Below are 20,200 nucleotides of genomic sequence, written 5' to 3'. Positions count from 1 at the left end.
CTCGTCGACCCCCACTCCGTCTCGGCTCGCCGAGCCACCTCTCCCCCGATCGACGGGGGAGAGGAAAGGCGCGAACCTGTTGCAGCCCGGCTCCCTTCCTCCCCTTCGGGAGAGAACTCACGGGGGGGTGAGATCATGCCAGAATGACGATCGCCGAAACCACGCCGAACAGCGCGATCAACAGGCAGTCGGCGACGCGGTAGAGTTTCAGCGCCCGCCTTATGTCGATGCTGTCGGCTTCGCGCCGGCCGCCTTCGCCCATGAACGCGTCGTCGACCGTTACGCCGCCATAGCTGCGCGGCCCGGCGAGCGCCAGGCCAAGTGCGCCGGCCATCGCCGCCTCCGGCCAGCCGGCATTGGGCGAGCGGTGCTTTTTCGCGTCGCGCCGCACCGCCTGCCATGCGGCTTTCGCGTCGGCGCCTTTCACCAGGAAAGCCGCCAAGGTGATGAGCAACGCCGTCAGCCGCGACGCCGGCAGGTTGATCCAATCGTCGAAGCGTGCGGCTGCCCTGCCGAATGCTTCGTGGCGCGGCGTGCGATGGCCGATCATCGAATCGGCGGTGTTGGCGGCCTTGTAGGCGGCGCCGCCGGCGAGGCCGCCGACGCCCGTCCAGAAGGCGGGGGCAACGATGCCGTCGGAAAAATTCTCGGCCAGGCTCTCGATCGCCGCGCGGCAGACGCCGGCCCTGTCGAGGGTTTCGGGATCGCGGCCGACGATGCGCGAGACGGCGGCGCGGCCCATGTCGAGGCCGCCCGAGTCGAGCGCATCGGCGACGGCCTCGACATGCTCATAAAGGCTCCGCTGCGACAGGAACGATGTTGCCAGAAGGGCGGTGATGAACAGTCCCAGGGGAATGAACCAGAGCAGGATCTGCACGCACAGGCCAATTAGCGCCGGCACCAGCACGATGACCAGAAGCGCCTGGACACCACGTTGGCGACGCAGTGCGTCGGGATCAGTGGCGCGGTTGAGCCTGCGATCGAGAAAGGATATCAGCCAGCCAAACCACGTCACGGGATGGCCGATGGCGCGAAACAGCCAGTCGGGGTAGCCCAGCGCGGATTCGATGGCCAATGACAGGAAAGCGATCAGGACTGACATGAAGCTTCTTGAAGGAGCGGTGGACCATGGTGGAAGTCTCGGCCGGGCAAGGGCGCTTTTCCCCAACGCCCCCCAGCCTTTCGTCGACCTCTCGACCGGAATCAATCCGCACTCCTACCCGCTTTTCGAGCTGCCCGCCACCTCGCTGTCGCGATTGCCGGAAGCGGGGCGGGCGCGTGAGCTGACGGCGATCGCAGCCAGTAGCTATGGTGCGCCCTCGCCAGCCAATGTCGTCGCTGCGCCCGGTACGCAGATCCTGCTGCCGCGCGTGGCATCGCTGGTCGCGCCGGGCAGGGCGCTCGTTCTAGGGCCGACCTATGCCGAACATGCCCGCGCGGCGGCGATCGCGGGGCACGAGGTGATCGAAGTCAGCGATTTCGCTGATCTGGCGGATGCCGACCTTGCCGTCGTGGTCAACCCGAACAACCCGGATGGGCGCATCGTCGAGCGCGACCGGCTGCTGGCGCTGGCCGCCGGTTTGCGCGCCAAGGGCGGGCTGCTGGTCGTCGACGAGGCGTTCATGGATGTCGGCCCGCGCGAACACAGCCTTGCCGGCGATGTCGGCCAGGGCGGCATCGTCGTGCTGCGTTCTTTCGGCAAGTTTTTTGGGCTGGCCGGCCTGCGGCTTGGATTCGCGCTTGCCGATGCGCCGACGGCCCAACGGCTGGAAACGCAATTCGGACCTTGGGCCGTCGCCGGCCCGGCGCTCGAATATGGCATTCGCGCACTTGCCGATATCGGCTGGCAGGACGCGATGCGCGCGTCGCTGGCGGAGGTATCGGCTCGGCTCGACGGGCTGTTCGGTCGTTTCGGCGTGCCTGCCGCGGGCGGCACCACATTGTTCCGCTATCTCAGGCTGTCGGATGCCGCCGGCTTGTTTTCTGTGCTTGGGGAACGCGGCATCCTGCTTCGCCATTTCACCGACCGCCCGCATGTCCTGCGGGCCGGCCTGCCGGGGAACGGGGAGGAGTGGCTGCGGCTTGAATCCGCCCTTGCCGAATGGGCGGCCCGGCGCGAGGATCGAGCGGAAGGTATCAAACCATGATCCATGTCTGCTCGCTGGCAAAGGTCGAGGAAACGGTGGCGAGGACCGGCGCCGAGCGGCTGCTGTCGCTGTTGGCCGCCGGCACCGATGTGCTCCGCCCGGCCTCGATCATGAGGGAAAACCATCTGCACCTGGTCATGCACGACATCGCGGCGGCGCAGGATGGCATGACCATGCCGGGCGAGGAGCATGTGCGCAATCTGCTCGATTTCGCGCGCCGCTGGGACCGCGCAAGGCCGATGGTCGTTCACTGTTATGCCGGCATCAGCCGCTCGACAGCCTCCGCCTATATCATCGCTGCCGCGCTGGCGCCGAAACGCGACGAGGCCGAGCTGGCCCGGACGTTGCGGACGCTGTCGCCTTCGGCGACGCCAAATCCGCGGCTGATCGCGGTGGCCGACGCGCTGCTTGGTCGAGGCGGCCGCATGATCGCGGCAATCGAAGCGATCGGGCGCGGCGCCGATGCCTTTGAAGGCACACCGTTCGAACTGAAGATCGATATGTAGGGCTACTTCAACCAATCGGCGAGCTTCGCCTTGCGTACGTCCCTAAGCAGGCTGACGAAACCATCAGCCTGATGTTCCGCTGTCAGCCGACCTTTTTCAGCCGTGGCAATGCTGGCGTCGCCGACCACGCCGTTCGGGTTGAGATCGCTGGCGATCCAGGCGAAGGCGTGGGTGCCGGTGTGCCGCAGCAGCGCGAATTCCTTCTCGGCCTTGGCGACATTGGACACGAAATTGTCGGCCCTGGCCATGTCGACGAGATCCGGCCGGAAATGCAGCATCAGCGAGGTCTCGACGTCGCCGCCATGGATGCCGTGGCGGTCCTCGAGTTCGGTGTACATGCCGGCCGGGCGGCCGAAGCGTTGCCAACTGGTCTTCAGCGCCAGCATCTTTTCGCGCACCCGCAATTCGCGCGTGACGATGCCCATGATCTCCTCGTTGCCGCCATGCGAGTTGACGACGACCAGCTTGCGCACGCCTGCCCGCGCAATCGACACGCCAAGCTCGGTCCAGGCGTCCGCCAGCGCCGTTGCCGGCAAAGTAAGCGTGCCCGGCGCGTGAAGATGCTCGTTCGATTTGCCCACCGCCTGGACCGGAAGGATGCGGATGTCGAGATCGTCGGGCAGGCGGGCGATCACCGTGTCGAGCATGCCGTTCATGATCGAGGTGTCGGTCGAGACAGGCAGATGCGGTCCATGCTGCTCGATCGCCGCCACCGGCAGTACGGCGATCGTCGCTTCGGGATCGATCGAGGCATATTCGGTGGTCCGATAGTCACCCCACCACACACGTCTTTTTGCTACGGTCATGTCATGCCTCTTCGATGAACGGTGAGACCTAGCGCGAGATACACGGCGTGTCGATCACCCGGCCGCGATGGCCTCGACCTCGACCTTGAATTCAGGCCGGGCAAATCCGCTGACGATCATCAGGGTCGAGGCCGGCGCGGGGTTCGAAAAAAGCCGGTCGCGAACATCCATATAGGGTCTCAGATGCGCGCGGTCGGTGACATAGGCGTTGATGCGAACGATATCGCCGAGCCCCAGCCCCGCCTCGCCGAGGATCGCGGCGATGTTCTTGAAGCAAAGCTCGGCCTGGGCGCCGGCGTCTTCGGGGATCTGGTCGTCCGCCGTGATCGCGACCTGGCCTGAACACAACACCAGCCGCTTGCCCGGGGGCACTTCGACGCCGTGACTGTAGCGGGCAAAAGGCGGCTTGATCGACTTCGGGGTGAGGAACTTGAACATGGCAATCTCCTGGATACCGCCAGCCTAAGACTGGATTCATCACAGCTTCAAGATGGCGGTGCATGTCGCCGGTGCGATTGTGGACAGGCGTTTAAAAAATAGGCACGATGCCTCCGGTGCAGCACGACCTTTCCGGCGTTCGCAGATGGCTGTGGTGCAGGCGGGCGGGTCCCGGCGCGAGACGCCGGTGGCATGTGTCTTGCTTCTTGAATCTCTGGTGTCGAGCCTGGCGCGTGGCGCGCCGGAGCAAACAAAGGGTGGTGGTGTCGATGTACGGAAAACTGAAGATGTCGGTAGCGGCGGTGGCCGTGCTTGCAGCGAGCACGCTTGGTGCCGCGGCAAATGAAAAAGTCACCTTCGGCACCAACTGGCTGGCCGAGCCGGAACATGGCGGCTACTACCAGGCCGTGGCCGACGGCACCTATGCCGCCTGCGGCCTCGACGTCACCATCATGCAGGGTGGCCCGCAGGTCAGCGGCCGGCCGATGCTCCTGGCCGGCAAGATCGATTTCTACATGGGCGGCAACCTGCTGTCGGCCTTCGACGCCGTCCAGCAAGGCATTCCGATGCGCGTGGTGGCGGCGGACTTCCAGAAGGATCCGCAGGTCATCATGTCCCATCCCGGCGAGGGGCTGGACAAATGGGAGGACCTGAAGAACGCCGAGCAGTACATTCTGGGTGACGAGGGCGCGCAGACCTTCTTCCAGTGGATGATCATCGAGCTCGGCTTCGACGCGGCCAAGCGCGTGCCCTACACCTACAACACTGCTCCCTTCCTCGCCAACAAGAAGTCGATCCAGCAAGGCTATGTCACGTCCGAGCCGTTCGCGGTCAAAAAGGAAGGCGGCTTCGTGCCCAACCAGTTCCTGCTCGCCGACTATGGCTGGGACACCTATTCGACGACGATCGAGGTGATGCAGGACACCATCGACAAGAAGCCGGAGGTGGTCCAGTGCTTCGTCGATGGCTCGGCCAAGGGCTGGTACAAATATCTCTACGGCGACAACAAGGCCGCCAACGACATGATCAAGAAAGACAATCCTGACATGACGGATGAGCAGATCGCTTTCTCAATCGAGCAGATGAAGAAGTTCGGCCTAGCCGATTCCGGCGACACCGAGAAGCTCGGCATCGGCGCCATGAACGAGGCGCGGATCAAGAGTTTTTACGACAAGATGGTCAAGGCCAAGGTCACGCCCGCCGGCATCGACATCACGAAAGCCTACACGCTGGCCTTCGTCAACAAGGGCGTCGGGCTCGAGCTGAAGAAATAGGCCGTCCCAGCATGATGCGGGAACAGGTAGCGCAGGCGCCGGCGAACGGGTCCGACACGGCTCCGGCATTGTTGGCGCTGCGGGGCGTCGGCAAGGTCTTTTCCAATGGCGTGACGGCGCTCGCCGACGTCGACCTGACGATCCGGGAAGGGGATTTCCTCAGCCTGCTCGGGCCGTCCGGCTGCGGCAAGTCGACGGCGCTGCGGCTGATCGCTGGCCTGTCAACGCCGACCTCCGGCATGCTCGACTGGCGTGCGGGCGGTTCGCTCGACCGCTCGAACATCGGCTTCGTGTTCCAGGAGCCGACATTGCTGCCCTGGGCCAGCGTTTTCGACAATGTCTGGCTGCCGCTTAGGCTGAAGGGCGTCAGCCGCGCCAAGGCGGCACCGGTGGTGACCGAGATGCTGGCAAGGGTTCATCTCACCGGTTTCGAGAACGCGGTGCCGCGCGAACTGTCGGGCGGCATGAAGATGCGCGTCTCGATCGCACGGGCCCTGGTGACCAAACCGCGCGTGCTTTTGATGGATGAGCCGTTCGCGGCCCTCGACGAAATCACCCGCTTCAAGCTCAACAACGATCTGCTGGAGTTGTGGCAGGACGAGCGCTTCACCGTCGTCTTCGTCACGCATAGCGTCTTCGAAAGCGTGTTTTTGTCCAACAGGGTTGTCGTGATGGCGGCGCGGCCAGGCAGGATCTTCGACGAGCTTGCCATCGATGCGGCCTATCCGCGCGACGAGGCCTTTCGCACCTCCCCCGATTATGCGGCGCTGTGCCGGCAGACGTCCGACGTGCTGGCCAAGGCCATCAATTCAATTGCAGGCTCGCATCATGACGACCCTTGACGGTGCATTGAAACTCGACCCCGAGGAAGCACGCCGCGCGCGCCAGGAGCGGCTCGAGCGGATCGGCCGCTGGGTTCTGCCGCTGGCGATCATGATCCTGGCGATCTGGCTGTGGGACCGTATCTGCGTGTGGAATGAAATTCCGCAATACATCCTGCCGCGTCCCGGTGTGGTGCTGGCAACGCTCTACAACGACGCCGGCCTGCTGTTCTCCGCACTGCTGGTCACCCTGCGCATCACCTTCCTCAGTCTCCTCCTTGCCGTCATCGGCGGCGTCGGGCTGGCGGTGCTGTTCGCGCAGTCGAAATGGGTGGAGATGTCGTTCTTTCCCTTCGCCATCGTGCTGCAGGTGACGCCGATCGTGGCCATCTTCCCGCTGATCAACATCTATGTCGACAACCAGACGACCAAGCTTCTGCTCTGCGCCTGGATCGTCGCCTTCTTTCCGATCCTCTCCAACTCCACCCTCGGCCTGAACTCGGTCGACCGCAATCTGCGCGACCTGTTCAAGCTCAACGGCGCAACGCGCTGGCAGCAATTGCGCTATCTCAGGCTGCCGGCGGCGATGCCGTATTTCCTCGGCGGGCTGAAGATCGCCGGCGGCCTGTCGCTGATCGGCGCGGTGGTGGCCGAGTTCGTCGCCGGCGCCACCGGCCAGTCTTCGGGCCTCGCCTCGCGCATCATCGAGGCCGGCTACCGGCTGAACGCGCCCAGGCTCTTCGCGGCGCTGTTCCTGATCTCGCTGACCGGCATCCTGATCTTCCTCGTGCTGTCGTTGATTTCGCATCTCATCTTACGGCGCTGGCACGAGAGCGCGCTGAAGCAGGAGCGGTAGCGCCTTGATTCCAAACACAGGTTCATACCGGCTCGCCAACGCACGCGTTCATCGGTCCGTCACGCCTGGCCTTGCCGCGCCCTTCGACGGCGACGGTTTCGCACTTGCCGACATCGCGGTGGGCGACGGCAAGATTTCCAGCATTGCTGTTCCTGGCAGATCGAACGCACCTGCCGATGCGATCGACCTCGGCGGGCGGATTCTGCTGCCGTGCTTCATCGATTGCCACACCCATATCGACAAGGGCCATATTTGGCCGCGAAAACCCAATCCTGACGGCACTTTCATCGGGGCGCTGAATGCCACAGGTGCCGACCGCACTGACCGCTGGAGTGCCGAGGACGTGGCGCGGCGCATGGATTTCTCGCTGCGCTGCGCCTACGCGCATGGCACCAAAGCACTGCGCACGCATCTGGACAGTGTCCCGCCGCAGGAGGAAATCTCCTGGCCGGTGTTCGAGACGATGCGCGAGAGGTGGCGCGGCCGCATCGAGTTGCAGGGCGCCTGCCTGATTGGCGTCGAGGGCGTGCGCGACAAGAATTGGTTCGACAGGCTGGCCAAAAGGGTGGCCGCCGCCAAGGGCGTGCTTGGCGTCGTCACCTACATGGTGCCGGATCTGGAAGAACTGCTCGACCATGTCTTCTCCCAAGCCGTCAAGCATGGCCTCGACCTCGATTTCCATGCCGACGAGACCGACGACGTCGCGGCGATCTCGCTGAAGAAGATCGCCGAGGCGTCGCTATGGAGCGGCTTCGAGGGCAAGATCCTCGTCGGCCACTGCTGTTCGCTGGCGCGCCAGCCGGACCTCGACGTGCTGGACACTCTGGACAAGGTGGCGAAAGCCGGGCTGGCGATCGTCTCGCTGCCGATGTGCAATCTCTATCTGCAGGATCGGCGGCGCGATCAGACTACGCCGCGCTGGCGCGGGGTGACGATGCTGCACGAGATGAAGGCGAGGGGCATTCCGGTCGCGGTCGCTTCCGACAATACCCGCGATCCGTTCTATGCCTATGGCGATCTCGACATGCTGGAGGTCTACCGCATGGCGACGCGCATCCTGCATTTCGATCATCCGGTCGCCGATTGGCCGCAGGCCGTCACGGCAACGCCGGCTGATGTGATGCGGCTCGATGGTTTCGGCACGCTTGCCGCCGGCGGGGATGCCGATTTCATTGTCTTCAAGGGCCGCAGCTGGACGGAATTGCTGTCGCGGCCCGAATCGGATCGCATCGTTGTGCGCGCCGGGCGCGCAATCGACCGGCAATTGCCCGACTATGCCGAACTCGACGAGCTGATGGTGGACTGATGGATATCGCCGCGCTGAAACGCGATCTCGACGGGATAAAACTCGACGACAATCCGGCCATCGTCCAGCAGAAAAGCCGCGATTTCTACTGGTACAGCCCGGTGCTGAAGCAGCAGCTCGATCACGTCACCGGCGACCTAGTCGTGACACCCAAGAACGAGGCCGAGCTGATCCGCGTGCTTGCCGCCTGCCACCGGCATGGCGTGCCGGTGACGCCGCGCGGCAGCGGCACAGGCAATTACGGCCAGGCGATGCCGCTCTCGGGCGGCGTGGTGCTCAACCTCGCCGAGATGAACGAGATCAAGTCGATCGCGCCGGGGCGCGTGGTGACCGGGCCGGGCGCGGTGCTGGCCGACATCGACAAGGCAACGCGGGCGCATTCAGGGCAGGAACTGCGGCTCTCACCCTCGACCTACAACACCGCCTCGATCGGCGGCTTCATCGCCGGCGGTTCGGGCGGCGTCGGTTCGATCAATTTCGGCGGCTTGCGTGATTTCGGCAATGTGCTGCGCCTGCGCGTGGTAACCATGGAGGCCGAGCCGAGGGCGCTCGAACTCACCGGCGAGGATCTGCACAAGGTGACGCATGCATACGGCACAAACGGTATCATCACCGAAGTCGAGATGCCGCTGACCGCGGCCTATGAGTGGATCGACATCATTGTCGGCTTCGACGCCTTCATGAATGCGGCGCGCTACGGCAACGCGCTGGCCTGCCAGGACGGCATCCTGACCAAGCTGATCACGCCGATCGCGGCACCGGTGCCGCAGCTCTATTTCAAACGGCACCAGAAATTCCTGAAGGATGGGCAGAGCATCTGCGTCGTCATGGTGGCGCGGCATGGGCTGGACGCCTTTCTCGCTTTCACGCGGCGGGCTGGAGGCGAGGTGGTCTTCAATGCCGCGACGGCGACGCCGGAGGAGAAAAAGGGTCTGCCGCCGGCCTATGAGCTGGCCTGGAACCACACGACGCTCAGGGCGCTGCGGGTCGACCCCGACATCACCTATTTGCAGTCGCTCTATCCCTTTCCCAACCAGCTGGCGCTGGTCGAGAAAATGGACGCGATGTTTCCGGGCGAAGTGTTCTCGCATCTGGAGTTCGTGCGGCTGGATGGCAACATCACCTGCTTCGGCCTGCCGCTGATCAAATTCACCACCGAGGCGCGGCTCGACGAGATCATCCGCCTGCATGAAGAGAATGGCTGCCCGATCTTCAACCCGCATCGTTACACGCTGGAAGAGGGCGGCATGAAGCAGACCGATGCGGTGCAACTCGCCTTCAAGCGCGAGACCGACCCGCAAGGACTGCTCAATCCCGGCAAGATGATCGCCTGGGAAAACCCGGATTATGACTACCGTTCGGGACGAACTTTTCTGTTCAAGGGGCTGCAGAGGACGGGATGAGGAGAGGCTCGCGCTTGAACACCCCCCTCTGGCCTGCCGGCCCGGGCCCTTCGCTGTCGCTTCGGGCGTTCGTCGCTCGGAAAGCCAAGAAATTGGCTTCCCGTCCGCTGCGCGGACCACTCCTCACCCCCCGCATGGGGGGAGATCGGCAGCTTAAGCGCTGCCGCCAACCTGCCGCGCTGACAATTGGCGAAAGCAGGGAGATAATCCGATCTCCCCCCTTGCGGGGGAGATGCCCGGCAGGGCAGAGGGGGGTGCCTCGCGCTGACCCAGGCAATGCTCCGCCATGAACATCCTCGTCGTCCACGCCCATCCGGTCGAAACCAGCTTCAATGCCGGCCTGCACCGGACGATCGTCGAGCGACTGACGGCTGCCGGCCATGCGATTGACGACTGCGACCTCTATGCAGAGGATTTCGATCCGCGGCTCTCTCGCCAGGAGCGGCTGGACTACCACAATCCGCGCGGCTCCGCCGACCCTGCGGCGCCGTATGTCGAACGCCTGCTGCGCGCCGATGCGCTGGTGCTTTCCTATCCGGTCTGGAACTACGGCTTTCCGGCAATCCTGAAAGGGTTCTTCGACCGCGTCTTCCTGCCCGGCGTGTCGTTCAAGCTGGTCGACGGCAAGGCGCAGCCGTCGCTGCACAACATCAGGAAGATCGCGGCGGTCACCACCTATGGCGGCACCCGGTTCCGCGCCATGCTGATGGGGGACCCGCCGCGCAAACTGGTCAAGCGCGTACTGCGCGCCACGGTAAAGCCGGGCGCTTCGGTTTCCTATCTGGCGCATTATTCGATGAACATTTCGAGCGACGAGACGCGCAAGGCGTTCTTGGCCAAGGTCACGGCCAGCATGGACAGATTCTGATGCGCGCGCTGGTGGTTTATTGCCATCCGGTGCCGGAGAGTTTTTGCGCCGCTATCCGCGACACCGCCGTGGAGGTGCTGATGCGAAAGGGCTGGGAGGTGCGGCTGCTCGACCTCTACGCCGAGAAGTTCGATCCGGTGATGAGCTGCGAGGAACGGCGTTTCTACAACAACCAGGCGCCGCAGGACCTTGCGCTGAAGCCGCATTTCGAGCTGCTCAACTGGGCCGAGGCGATCCTCTTCGTCTATCCGACCTGGTGGTACGGGCTGCCGGCGATGCTGAAGGGTTGGCTCGACCGGGTGTGGGCGACGGACGTCGCCTTCAAGCTGCCGGCCGGCAAGGGGCGGATCAAGTCGCTGATGCGGCATGTGACCAAGGTTGGCGTCATCACCACCTGCGGCGCGCCGACATGGTGGAGCGTCGTCGTCGGCCAGCCCGGGCGCAAGACCTTGCTGCGCGGCATGCGCGCGCTGTGCGCCACGCGCTGCCGGACCTTCTTCCTGGCGCACTATCTGATGGACGCCTCGACGCCGAAGACGAGAGCCGCGTTTCTGGCGAAGGTGCGGGCGAAGCTGGAGCGGTTTTGAGGGGGCGTTTTTCCCTTCTCCCACAAGGGGAGAAGGGAAAACCGCGCTACATCTTCACCCGTTCCGCCTTCGGATCATACATCGGCTTCAGCGATGCCTCCGCCGCAAACCGCTCGCCGGCGATCTCGATCTCATAGGACGAGGCCAGCACATCCGCCTCGGTCTCGCCCTGGCAGGGCACATAGCCCAGCCCGATCGCGCCGCCGAGATGGTGGCCGTAATTGCCTGAGGTGATCGGACCGACGATCTTGCCGTCGCGCAGGATCGCCTCGTTGTGGAAGAGAAGCGGCTGCGGGTCCTTCAGCCGGAACTGGATCAGCCGGCGGCTCAACCCGGCTTCCTTCTTCTTCAACACCGCGTCGCGGCCGATGAAATCGCCCTTGGCCGTCTTCACCGCGAAGCCGAGGCCGGCTTCCAGCACATTGTCCTCGTCGGTGATGTCGTGACCGAAATGGCGGAAAGCCTTTTCGATGCGGCAGGAATCGAGCGCATGCAGCCCGCACAGCTTGAGGCCGACATCGGCGCCGGCCGCGTCGATCGCCTCGAAGACGTGGGCCGCCTGGTCGGTCGAGACATAGAGCTCCCAGCCGAGTTCGCCGACATAGGTGACACGGTGGGCGCGGGCGAGGCCCATGCCGATCTCGATCTCCTGGAACGTGCCGAACGGATTGTTCTCGTCGGAGAAGTCGTTGGGGCTGACCTTCTGGATCAGCTTTCGCGCATCCGGGCCCATCAGGCAGAGAACGCTTTCGGCTGCGGTTACATCGGTGATGACGACGAACTCATCTGTCACGTGCTTGCGCAGCCAGGCAAGGTCGCGCTGCAGCGTGGCGCCGGGCACGACGAGGAAATAGGCGGTGTCCGACAGGCGCGACACCGTGAGATCGCTCTCGATGCCGCCGCGCCGGTTGAGCATCTGCGTATAGACGATCTTGCCCGGCGCCACGTCTATGTTGTTGGCGCAGAGTTTTTGCAGGAAGGCGCAGGCGTCGCGGCCTTCGACGCGGATCTTGCCGAACGAGGTCATGTCGAACAGGCCGACCTTGTTGCGGACGGCGAGGTGCTCCTCGCGCTGGTTGTCGAACCAGTTCTGCCGCTTCCAGGAATAGCGGTACTCGCGCTCCTGTCCCTCGCGCGCGAACCAGTTGGCGCGCTCCCAGCCGGCGACCTCGCCGAACACGGCGCCGCGCGCCTTCAGATGCTCATGCAGGGCTGAACGGCGCACGCCGCGCGACGTCGCCATCTGGCGATAGGGGAAATGGTCGGCATAGAGCAGGCCGAGCGTTTCGGAGACGCGCTCCTTGAGGTAACGGCGGTTCTTCTGGAAAGGCTGGGCGCGGCGGATGTCGACTTCCCACAGGTCGAACGGTGCCTCGCCGTCGTTGATCCACTGTGCCAGCGCCATGCCGGCGCCGCCTGACGAGACGATGCCGATAGAATTGTAGCCAGTCGCCATCCAGTAGCCACGCAGTTCCGGCGCCTCGCCGAGATAGTAGCGGTCGTCGGGCGTAAAACTTTCGGGGCCGTTGAAGAAAGTATGGATGCCGGCGGTGGCCAGCATCGGCATGCGGTTGACGCCCATTTCCAGGATCGGCTCGAAATGGTCCATGTCCTCGGGCAACTGGTCGAAGCAGAAATCCTCACGGATGCCATCCATGCCCCACGGCTTGGCCACTGGCTCGAAGGCGCCGAGCATCATCTTGCCGGCATCTTCCTTGTAATAGGCGCACTCGTCGGGCACGCGCAGCACCGGCAGGCGGCTCAGCCCCGGGATCGGCTCGGTAACGAGGTAAAAATGCTCGCAGGCGTGCAGCGGGATGGTGACGCCGTTCTGGGCGCCCAGTTCGCGCGCCCACATGCCGGCGCAGTTGACGACGATGTCGGTCTCGATCGTGCCTTGCTCTTCACCCTGCGCCCAGGACACGCCGGTGACGCGGCCTGCCTTGGTGTGGACCTTGGTGACCTTCACATTTTCAACGATGGTGGCGCCGCGTTGGCGCGCGCCCTTCGCCAGCGCCATGGCGATGTTGGCGGGGTCGCACTGGCCATCAAGCGGCAGATGCACGGCGCCGACGACGTCGGACACGTTGAGATGCGGGTACATCTCCTTGACTTCCCTGGGCGAAATCTCGCGCACGTCGACATCGAAGGCGCGGGCGAGTGACGCCTGACGGTAGATCTCGTGCTTGCGCTCCTCGGTCAGCGCGACGGTGATCGAGCCGACTTGGCGCATGCCGGTGCCGACCTCGGTCTCGGCTTCCAGCTTGACGTAGAGGTCGGCCGAATATTTCGCCAGCCGCGTCATGTTCTGCGAGCCGCGCAACTGGCCGATCAGGCCGGCGGCATGCCATGTCGTGCCCGAGGTCAGCTGCTTGCGCTCCAGAAGGACGATGTCGGTCCAGCCGAGCTTGGCCAGGTGATAGGCGACCGAGCAGCCCGAAACGCCGCCGCCGATGATGACGGCTCTTGCCTTGGCGGGAATGGTTCTGGGGGAAGGGGTGTTCATGCGGCCTCGCGGCGGTAGCTGGAGACAAAGCGGCGCAGCCGGAGCGCTGCTTCCCGCAAGACGGGTTCCGGCTGGCACAGGCTGACGCGGATATGTCCGGCCGCGGCCTCGCCGAAACTGGAGCCGGGCATGACGCCGACCTTCTCGTTGTCGAGGAAGGCGAAGGCGAATTTCTCGTCGTCGGATTCGACGGCCGATATGTCGAGCATGACATACATGCCGCCTTCGGAGCCGCGCACGCCGACATCGTTCATGCCGCGCACGGCGTCGAGCAGGACGGCGCGTCGCGCCGCATAGCGTTCGGCGATTTCCTTCACGCCATAACCCTTCTCCAGCGCCTCGGTGCAAGCGATCGAGATGAAGGCCGGGAGGCCGTAGGTCGTCACCAGATTGAGGTTGGTCAGCAGCGAGATCATCTCGCTGGGGCCGGTCAGCCAGCCCATGCGCCAACCGGTCATGCCGTGGCTCTTGGACATGGAATTGATGACCAGCGTGCGCTCGGCCATGCCGGGCAGGGAACGCGGCGAGATGTGCTCGCCACCGCCGAGCGTCCAATAGACTTCGTCGGACAGCAGCCACAAATCGTGCTCGCGGCAGACCTCGGCCAGCTGTTCCAGCCGTTCGCGCGAATAGACGGCTCCGGTCGGGTTGTTCGGCGTGTTGATCAGGATGGCGCGTGTGTTCGGCCGAAGTGCCGCGCGGATCATGTCGGCGCGGGGCTGGAAACCGTCCTCGGCCGGCGTCTCGACAACCGTGAAGGTCGCGCCCGCGGCGCTGAAGGTGTTGGGGTAGGTCGCGTAGTATGGCGCGACCACGATGGCGTGGTCGCCCGGGTCGAGCACGGCCTGCACGGCGGCGTAGAGCGCCGCCTGGCCGCCCGGCGTGGCGATGACCTGGTCCGGCGTCGTCCCGACGCCCGTGCAGGCGACCGAGGCCGCCGCCATCGCCTTGCGCAGGCGCGGCAGGCCGGGCAAAGGGGTATAGTGGTGATTGCTGCCGCGAACCGCGGTCACGCAGGCCTCGATCGTTTCGGAAGGTGTGTCGAAATCGTGATCGCCGACCGACAGCATGATGATGTCCTCGCCGGCTTCCTTGCGGGCCCACGCGGCGAAATGGACTTCCCAGCCATCCTTGCCCGACGGCACGATGCCTGAAATGCGCGATGATGGTTTTGGCATCAGGCTCTCAACCTTTCGTTTTTCGGATCCCACAAAGGCTCATCGTTCTGCACGACCGCCTTGAAACGGTCGCCGAAGATCTCGATCTCCACGGCGGTGCCGGGCTCCGCCAGATCGGCACGCAGCATGCCGAGCGCGATCGACTTGCCGACGCGATGGCCCCAGCCGCCCGACGTCGTCTCGCCGACGATCTGGCCGTCATGCCACAGCGTCGACATGTAGGGGGCGTCGCAATCGCCGGGGTTTTCGACCACCAGCGTGACGAAGCGCTTCTTGACGCCCTGCTGCTTCTCGTTCTGGAGCGCCGCCTTGCCGCGGAACTCGGGCTTGTCCCATTTGACGAACCGCTCGAGCCCGCCTTGCAGGATCGAGTAGTCGGTCGAGAGGTCGCCTTTCCAGGTGCGATAGCCCTTTTCAAGCCGCAACGAATCCAGCGCGTACATGCCGAATGGTTTCAGGCCGTGCGGCTGTCCCGCCGCGCAGATGGTGTCGAAAACGGCGGCGGTGTCGTCGACCCTGGTGTGGATTTCCCAGCCGAGTTCGCCGGCGAAGGAGACGCGGACCAGCTTCGCCCAGCGCCCGGCGATCTTGGTTTCCTGATGCGTGAGCCACGGCAAGGTCAGGTCGGCCTCACAGACGGCGGCGAGGATTTCCCGCGACTTGGGTCCGGCCAGGATTTGGGTGGAGAATTCCTCGGTCCGGTCGATCAGCTTGAAAGTCGCGTCCACGGGCATGTGCGATTTCAGCCATTCGAAATCATGCCATTGCGCCACCGCCGCGGTGATCAGCGTCATGGATTCCTCGCCGTGGCGCACCACCGACATTTCGGTGACGATGCGGCCCTTGTCGTCGGAGAAATAGACGAGACCGATGCGGCCGGGCTTCGGCACGAGGCCGGTCACTTGCCGGCTAAGCCATTCGGCGGCGCCCGGACCTTCGAGGTTGAAGCGCGAAAAACCCGGCAGGTCGAGGATGCCGGCGGCGTCGCGGACGGCCAGGCATTCCTCGCGCACGCGGTGCTGCCACGGCCCGTCGCGGCGGAAGGTGAGCGTTGCTTCCTCCGAGACGTCGTCGCCATCCTGCGCATACCAGGTGGCGCGCTCCCAGCCATTATAGGCGTCGAAGCGCGCGCCGAACGCCTTCATGCGATCATGGATCGGCGACAATTTCCTGTCGCGTCCCGCCGGCCAGGCATGGCGCGGAAACTGGATGGCGTATTCGTTGCCGTAGATCTCCATGCCTTTGGCAACGCAGTAATCCGGAGCCGAAGCGAAGGACGTGAAGCGGCGCGGGTCGCAAGACCACATGTCCCATTCGGTCTGGCCTTGCGTGACCCATTCGGCCAACACCTTGCCTGCACCGCCGCCTTGCGCGATGCCGAAGGTGAAGACGCAGGCCTCGAACGCATTGGGGACGCCCGGCATCGGCCCGATCAGCGGATTGCCGTCCGGCGCATAGGGGATCGGGCCGTTGATGACCTTGGACAGGCCGGCGGTGCCCAGGATCGGCACGCGGGCGACGGCGTCTGCCAGATAATGTTCCAGCCGGTCGAGATCGTCGGGGAAAAGCTGGAAGGAAAAATCCTCCGGCATCGGATCGTTGTGACCCGCCCAATGCGCGCGGCAATTGCGCTCATAGGGGCCGAGATTCATGCCGTTCTTTTCCTGGCGCAGATAGTAGGAAGTGTCGACGTCACGCAGCAGCGGCAGCTTCCTGCCCTGTTCCTTCGACCATGCGGCGAGCTCGGGGATCTCCTCGAACAATATGTACTGATGGCTCATCACCATCATCGGCACCTCGCGGCCGAACATTTTTCCAACTTCGGCGGCACGGTAGCCGGCGGCGTTGACGACGATCTCGCAGCGGATCTCGCCTTGCGGCGTCACGACCACCCATTCGTCCCTTTCGCGGCGCACGCCTGTCACCGGGCAGAAGCGTATGATCCGGGCACCCATGTCGCGCGCGCCCTTGGCCAGCGCCTGGGTCAGCTGCGCCGGGTCTATGTCGCCGTCGCTCGGGTCGTAGAGGGCGCCTTCCAGCTCATGCGTCTCGATGAAGGGATAGCGGCGCTTGATCTCGTCCGTGCCGACGATATCGATGTCCATGCCCTGGTAGCGGCCCATGCCCTTGGCGCGCTGGAACTCCTGCATGCGCTCTTGCGTGTGGGCAAGCCGCAGGGAGCCGGTGACATGGTAGTTCATCGGATAGTCGACGGCCTCGGCCAGCCCGCGATAGAGCTCGGTCGAATAGCGCTGCATGTTCATCAGCGACCAGGACGAGGAGAAGGTCGGCACGTTACCGGCGGCATGCCAGGTCGAGCCGGAGGTGAGTTCATTCTTTTCAAGGAGAACGCAGTCGGTCCAGCCCGCCTTGGCGAGATGGTAGAGCGAGGAGGCGCCGACGACACCGCCTCCGATGATCACCACGCGTGCCGTGCTCGGCAAACCGGCCATGTTCTTCTCCAACCCTTGGTCCAATTTCATTCAATAAACTGGCGGCGAAACCACCCAGATGACGACCGCCGGCTCCATTCCCGGATTGCGCCAGCGGAATGGCTTGCCCTCGAAGCGAAAGGAATCGCCTTCGCCGAGCCGGTGCCATGTCCCCGATATTTCGATGTCGAACGTCCCCGACACGACATATCCAGCCTCTTCGGTTGGCCGGCGCGCCTCGCTCTTGAGCTCAGCGCCCGGCGCGAAGACGGAACGCAGCATCTCGAAGCTACCGCCGAGATCAGGCGACAGAAGCTCCTCCATGAGGCCGGATTCGCTTGTGCCAAGGGTGCGGCGGCTGCCGGCCCGCACGACCGCGCCGCGCTCGCTTTCAATGGGAACGTCGTGGCCGAAGAACAGGCTGACCGGTACGCCGAACAGTTCGCCAAAGGCCCTGAGATCACTGAGCGACGGTGTCGACAGGCCGCGTTCGACCTGGCTGACCCAGCCGACCGACCGGCCGAGTTTCAGGGCGATCTCGGCGAGCGTCAGCCCACGCGCCTTGCGCAACGCCCTGATGTCGCTGGCCAGCAATCGCTCGTAATTTCCCTGCAATGCTTTCGCTGTAGCTGGAGGCAAACCGCGTCCTCGTGAAAAAATCCGATTAAATTTCATGAGATGCCGGTGCGGTGAAAAAATCAAGCGGATTTTCACAGGTGCACAAGAATTGCTTGCGCGATTTTGGCGGTTCATGCAAAGGCTCGGCCGCGAACGGCGAATGGGGACGTCCGATCGGGACACAGGGTAAGGGACGGCCCATGCTTGAAAAGAAGGCTCGAATCACGGCCGATGCCGAGATCGTCGACGACGCGATCGTATCGCGCCGGTCGGTGCGCGCTTTTCTGCCTGACATGGTCGACGACAATACGATCCGCGACATACTGGCGGTCGCGGCACGCGCCCCTTCCGGCACCAATATGCAGCCATGGCGGGTCTATGTCACCAAGGGCGACACCAAGCAGCGGATATCGGATGCCATCCTGAATTCCGGCATCCGTGCTGAAAAGGCCGACTGGGACGAATATCGCTATTATCCCACGCAGTTCTTCGAACCCTACCTGACCCGCCGCCGCGCCAACGGTTTCGGGCTCTACGGCGCGCTCGGCATCGGTCGCCGCGAGGTCGACAAGATGCGTGCCCAGCACGACCGCAACTTCGTCTTCTTCGACGCGCCGGTCGGCATGATCTTCACCATCGACCGCCGGCTTAACCAGGGTTCCTGGATCGACTACGGCATGTTCCTGCAGAACATCATGGTTGCCGCGCGGGGCAGGGGCCTGCACACCTGTCCGCAGGCGGCGTTCGCGCCCTATCACCGGCAGATCAGGCCGGTGCTCGGCATTCCCGACGAGGAGATCGTCGTCTGCGGCATGGCGCTCGGTTATGAAGATACGTCGAAGCCCGAAAACGCCTTCCGAACCGACCGCGTGCCGCTGGAGGAATGGGTGACGTTCAGCGAGTAGGCCGCTGCTGCGCTGCGACATCCGCTATTCCGTGTTCATCTGGGCGCCATGGCCGCTGACATGGGCGCCATCCTGCGGCGTCAGCTTGAGATAGGCTGATAGCGCGCACAGCGTGATGACACCCTCGATCACGAACAGTATCCGGAAGTGATTGGCGACGGCCGGGCCGCCGCCGGCCAGAAACGATAGTGCAGCGGCGGCCAGGCCGACGCTGATCGCCACCGCCAGTTGCCACAATATGTAATAGAGCGCGCTGAAGCGAGCGAGCTGCTCGGGCGCGATGTCGGAATAGGCAAGGTTGCCGGTCGACGCCCATTGCGCGGAGCGGAAGACGCCGAAGATGAAGATGTAGGCAAGCACGATCCACACCGGTGTGGTCGCCTGCATCAGGGCAAAGCCCGCAACCATGGCCGCGACGACGGGCGTGTTGAAAACCAGCACGCGGCGGAAACCGAAGCGGTTGAGCAGGCGAGGCATGAAGACACGCATGACCACCGACCCGACCGCGGCGACGAAGGTCAGCGACCCCGCCTGTACCGCGCTCATGCCGAAGCCGAGCTGGAACATCAGCGGCAGCAGGAAGACGACGGAGCTGAGGCCGATCGTGTCCAGACCGCCGCCGGTGAGGAAGGAGATGCGGAAGGTGCGGATGCGCAGGAGCTTGAGGTCGAGCAGGGGATTGCGCACGCGCAGGCAATAGAACGAGGCGACCGTCAGGATGACCAGCGCCAGGACAAGCTCGGCCGCGATCACGCCGGCGGCCGCATCTTTCGCCGCCAGCGAATCCATGCCGAAGACAAGCAGGACCATGCCGCTGCCGACCAGCAGGAAGCCCGGGAAATCGAACGGCGTGCGCACGGGTTTGGTCACCGTCGGAAACAGCGAGGCGGCAAGGACAGCCGCGGCCAGCGCGAAGGGCACGTTGATGAAGAAGATCCAGCGCCAGGAAATGTAAGTGGTCAGCGCGCCGCCGACGAGCGGACCGACCAGCGGCCCGGACTGGCCGGCCAGCGAGATATACATGTTGATCTTCAGCGTCCGGCTTCGAGGGAAGGTCGACAGGATGACGACCTGGCCGAGCGTGCCCATCAGTGCGCCGCCGAAGCCCTGCAGCGCGCGGGCGCCGACCAGCGTCCAGATATTGTTCGATAGGCCGCACAGCGCCGACGAGGCGGCGAATACCAGCAGCGCAAAGCAATAGACGTTGCGCAGGCCGAAGCGGTCGGCGGCCCAGCCGCCGAGCGGCATCGAGATGATCAGGCTGGCGACGTAGACCGTGATCAGCAGGCCAAGCTGGCTCGGTGGACGGCCAAGGCTTTCGCTGATGCCGGGCAGCGCCGTCACCACGACATTCTGGTCGAGACTGGTCATGAACACGCCGCAGGCGACCGTCAGCGGCAGCAGGAGCAGGGCTCTGGCTGGCACATCGGCGCGATCGGTGGCGCCGGCGGATATTTCTGCGGTCATGGAGATATTCGAACCAAACGGATGCGCGGATTCTGGAGACGGGTTTTGTTACCCTTCGGACCGGCTTGACGGCCATGTCATG

Annotated in this window: 18 protein-coding genes; 10 read left to right on the top strand and 8 right to left on the bottom strand. The window is 64.3% G+C overall.

Annotated features, from left to right (window positions below):
- Nucleotides 1-133: 133 nt before the first annotated feature.
- Entirely contained in the window at nt 134-1,102 is a 969-nt protein-coding gene (gene cbiB, locus FJ986_RS17715; protein WP_140675269.1) for an adenosylcobinamide-phosphate synthase CbiB, read from the bottom strand.
- Here cbiB and cobD point away from each other — a divergent pair.
- The gene (gene cobD, locus FJ986_RS17710) at nt 1,101-2,147 is read left to right on the top strand and encodes a threonine-phosphate decarboxylase CobD (RefSeq protein ID WP_140675267.1); all 1,047 of its coding nucleotides are present in this window, start codon (nt 1,101-1,103) and stop codon (nt 2,145-2,147) included. The genes cbiB and cobD overlap by 2 nt on opposite strands.
- Nucleotides 2,144-2,653 carry a tyrosine phosphatase family protein gene (locus FJ986_RS17705; RefSeq protein ID WP_140675264.1) on the top strand — a complete coding sequence of 170 codons (510 nt, stop codon included), beginning with the start codon at nt 2,144-2,146 and terminating at the stop codon, nt 2,651-2,653. Before cobD ends, FJ986_RS17705 begins: the two co-directional genes overlap by 4 nt.
- 2 nt (nt 2,654-2,655) lie before the next feature.
- Here the strand turns inward: FJ986_RS17705 and FJ986_RS17700 are convergent, their stop codons facing one another.
- Nucleotides 2,656-3,459 carry a creatininase family protein gene (locus FJ986_RS17700; protein WP_140675261.1) on the bottom strand — a complete coding sequence of 268 codons (804 nt, stop codon included), beginning with the start codon at nt 3,457-3,459 and terminating at the stop codon, nt 2,656-2,658.
- A 54-nt stretch (nt 3,460-3,513) separates the two neighbouring features.
- Nucleotides 3,514-3,897, bottom strand: a complete 384-nt coding sequence (locus FJ986_RS17695) for a RidA family protein (RefSeq protein ID WP_140495610.1) — start codon at nt 3,895-3,897, stop codon at nt 3,514-3,516.
- A gap of 269 nt (nt 3,898-4,166) precedes the next feature.
- Here FJ986_RS17695 and FJ986_RS17690 point away from each other — a divergent pair, with 269 nt between their 5' ends.
- The 7 genes from FJ986_RS17690 to FJ986_RS17655 all read left to right on the top strand — a co-directional run bounded on the left by FJ986_RS17690 (nt 4,167) and on the right by FJ986_RS17655 (nt 11,012).
- On the top strand, nt 4,167-5,171 hold the full coding sequence (locus FJ986_RS17690) for an ABC transporter substrate-binding protein (protein ID WP_140495611.1): 1,005 nt from the start codon (nt 4,167-4,169) through the stop codon (nt 5,169-5,171).
- A gap of 11 nt (nt 5,172-5,182) precedes the next feature.
- Complete coding sequence (locus FJ986_RS17685) at nt 5,183-6,013, top strand: ABC transporter ATP-binding protein (protein WP_140623229.1); 831 nt, start codon at nt 5,183-5,185, stop codon at nt 6,011-6,013.
- On the top strand, nt 6,000-6,848 hold the full coding sequence (locus FJ986_RS17680) for an ABC transporter permease (protein WP_140675258.1): 849 nt from the start codon (nt 6,000-6,002) through the stop codon (nt 6,846-6,848). The genes FJ986_RS17685 and FJ986_RS17680 overlap by 14 nt, the downstream gene beginning before the upstream one ends.
- Nucleotides 6,849-6,852: 4 nt before the next feature.
- Nucleotides 6,853-8,154 (top strand): cytosine deaminase, encoded by a 1,302-nt coding sequence (locus tag FJ986_RS17675; protein WP_140675255.1) that lies wholly within the window; start codon nt 6,853-6,855, stop codon nt 8,152-8,154.
- Nucleotides 8,154-9,557, top strand: a complete 1,404-nt coding sequence (locus FJ986_RS17670) for an FAD-binding oxidoreductase (protein WP_140675252.1) — start codon at nt 8,154-8,156, stop codon at nt 9,555-9,557. Before FJ986_RS17675 ends, FJ986_RS17670 begins: the two co-directional genes overlap by 1 nt.
- A gap of 286 nt (nt 9,558-9,843) precedes the next feature.
- Nucleotides 9,844-10,425 carry an NAD(P)H-dependent oxidoreductase gene (locus tag FJ986_RS17660; RefSeq protein ID WP_140656966.1) on the top strand — a complete coding sequence of 194 codons (582 nt, stop codon included), beginning with the start codon at nt 9,844-9,846 and terminating at the stop codon, nt 10,423-10,425.
- A complete protein-coding gene (locus tag FJ986_RS17655) occupies nt 10,425-11,012 on the top strand; it encodes an NAD(P)H-dependent oxidoreductase (protein WP_140656968.1) in 588 nt (195 codons plus the stop codon). Before FJ986_RS17660 ends, FJ986_RS17655 begins: the two co-directional genes overlap by 1 nt.
- Nucleotides 11,013-11,058: 46 nt before the next feature.
- Here the strand turns inward: FJ986_RS17655 and FJ986_RS17650 are convergent, their stop codons facing one another.
- From FJ986_RS17650 to FJ986_RS17635, 4 genes are read right to left on the bottom strand one after another with little or no spacing between them, the layout of a single operon-like run.
- Nucleotides 11,059-13,518, bottom strand: a complete 2,460-nt coding sequence (locus FJ986_RS17650) for an FAD-dependent oxidoreductase (RefSeq protein ID WP_140656970.1) — start codon at nt 13,516-13,518, stop codon at nt 11,059-11,061.
- Complete coding sequence (locus tag FJ986_RS17645) at nt 13,515-14,696, bottom strand: pyridoxal phosphate-dependent aminotransferase (RefSeq protein WP_140656972.1); 1,182 nt, start codon at nt 14,694-14,696, stop codon at nt 13,515-13,517. The genes FJ986_RS17650 and FJ986_RS17645 overlap by 4 nt, the downstream gene beginning before the upstream one ends.
- Nucleotides 14,696-17,149, bottom strand: coding sequence for an FAD-dependent oxidoreductase (locus FJ986_RS17640; protein ID WP_140631067.1), 2,454 nt, complete (start codon nt 17,147-17,149; stop codon nt 14,696-14,698). The genes FJ986_RS17645 and FJ986_RS17640 overlap by 1 nt, the downstream gene beginning before the upstream one ends.
- Before the next feature lie 30 nt (nt 17,150-17,179).
- Nucleotides 17,180-17,722 carry an XRE family transcriptional regulator gene (locus tag FJ986_RS17635; RefSeq protein ID WP_224681008.1) on the bottom strand — a complete coding sequence of 181 codons (543 nt, stop codon included), beginning with the start codon at nt 17,720-17,722 and terminating at the stop codon, nt 17,180-17,182.
- A 224-nt stretch (nt 17,723-17,946) separates the two neighbouring features.
- Between FJ986_RS17635 and FJ986_RS17630 the strand changes: the two genes are divergently transcribed.
- Entirely contained in the window at nt 17,947-18,651 is a 705-nt protein-coding gene (locus FJ986_RS17630; RefSeq protein WP_181169597.1) for a nitroreductase, read from the top strand.
- 24 nt (nt 18,652-18,675) lie between these two features.
- Here the strand turns inward: FJ986_RS17630 and FJ986_RS17625 are convergent, their stop codons facing one another.
- Nucleotides 18,676-20,118, bottom strand: coding sequence for an MFS transporter (locus FJ986_RS17625; protein ID WP_140631071.1), 1,443 nt, complete (start codon nt 20,116-20,118; stop codon nt 18,676-18,678).
- Between the last annotated feature and the right edge of the window lie 82 nt (nt 20,119-20,200).

This window comes from Mesorhizobium sp. B1-1-1 (assembly GCF_006442955.1).
GTDB lineage: Bacteria > Pseudomonadota > Alphaproteobacteria > Rhizobiales > Rhizobiaceae > Mesorhizobium.
This window is presented reverse-complemented; position numbering and strand designations above follow the sequence as displayed.

What these genes read in the sequence shown, in the direction of transcription:
- FJ986_RS17700 (WP_140675261.1), bottom strand. Translation starts at nt 3,459, where the DNA reads ATGACCGTAGCAAAAAGACGTGTGTGGTGGGGTGACTATCGGACCACC.
- cbiB (WP_140675269.1), bottom strand. Translation starts at nt 1,102, where the DNA reads ATGTCAGTCCTGATCGCTTTCCTGTCATTGGCCATCGAATCCGCGCTG.
- FJ986_RS17685 (WP_140623229.1), top strand. Translation starts at nt 5,183, where the DNA reads ATGATGCGGGAACAGGTAGCGCAGGCGCCGGCGAACGGGTCCGACACG.
- FJ986_RS17655 (WP_140656968.1), top strand. Translation starts at nt 10,425, where the DNA reads ATGCGCGCGCTGGTGGTTTATTGCCATCCGGTGCCGGAGAGTTTTTGC.
- FJ986_RS17640 (WP_140631067.1), bottom strand. Translation starts at nt 17,149, where the DNA reads ATGGCCGGTTTGCCGAGCACGGCACGCGTGGTGATCATCGGAGGCGGT.
- cobD (WP_140675267.1), top strand. Translation starts at nt 1,101, where the DNA reads ATGAAGCTTCTTGAAGGAGCGGTGGACCATGGTGGAAGTCTCGGCCGG.
- FJ986_RS17630 (WP_181169597.1), top strand. Translation starts at nt 17,947, where the DNA reads ATGCTTGAAAAGAAGGCTCGAATCACGGCCGATGCCGAGATCGTCGAC.
- FJ986_RS17705 (WP_140675264.1), top strand. Translation starts at nt 2,144, where the DNA reads ATGATCCATGTCTGCTCGCTGGCAAAGGTCGAGGAAACGGTGGCGAGG.
- FJ986_RS17645 (WP_140656972.1), bottom strand. Translation starts at nt 14,696, where the DNA reads ATGCCAAAACCATCATCGCGCATTTCAGGCATCGTGCCGTCGGGCAAG.
- FJ986_RS17660 (WP_140656966.1), top strand. Translation starts at nt 9,844, where the DNA reads ATGAACATCCTCGTCGTCCACGCCCATCCGGTCGAAACCAGCTTCAAT.
- FJ986_RS17680 (WP_140675258.1), top strand. Translation starts at nt 6,000, where the DNA reads ATGACGACCCTTGACGGTGCATTGAAACTCGACCCCGAGGAAGCACGC.
- FJ986_RS17625 (WP_140631071.1), bottom strand. Translation starts at nt 20,118, where the DNA reads ATGACCGCAGAAATATCCGCCGGCGCCACCGATCGCGCCGATGTGCCA.
- FJ986_RS17670 (WP_140675252.1), top strand. Translation starts at nt 8,154, where the DNA reads ATGGATATCGCCGCGCTGAAACGCGATCTCGACGGGATAAAACTCGAC.
- FJ986_RS17695 (WP_140495610.1), bottom strand. Translation starts at nt 3,897, where the DNA reads ATGTTCAAGTTCCTCACCCCGAAGTCGATCAAGCCGCCTTTTGCCCGC.
- FJ986_RS17650 (WP_140656970.1), bottom strand. Translation starts at nt 13,518, where the DNA reads ATGAACACCCCTTCCCCCAGAACCATTCCCGCCAAGGCAAGAGCCGTC.
- FJ986_RS17690 (WP_140495611.1), top strand. Translation starts at nt 4,167, where the DNA reads ATGTACGGAAAACTGAAGATGTCGGTAGCGGCGGTGGCCGTGCTTGCA.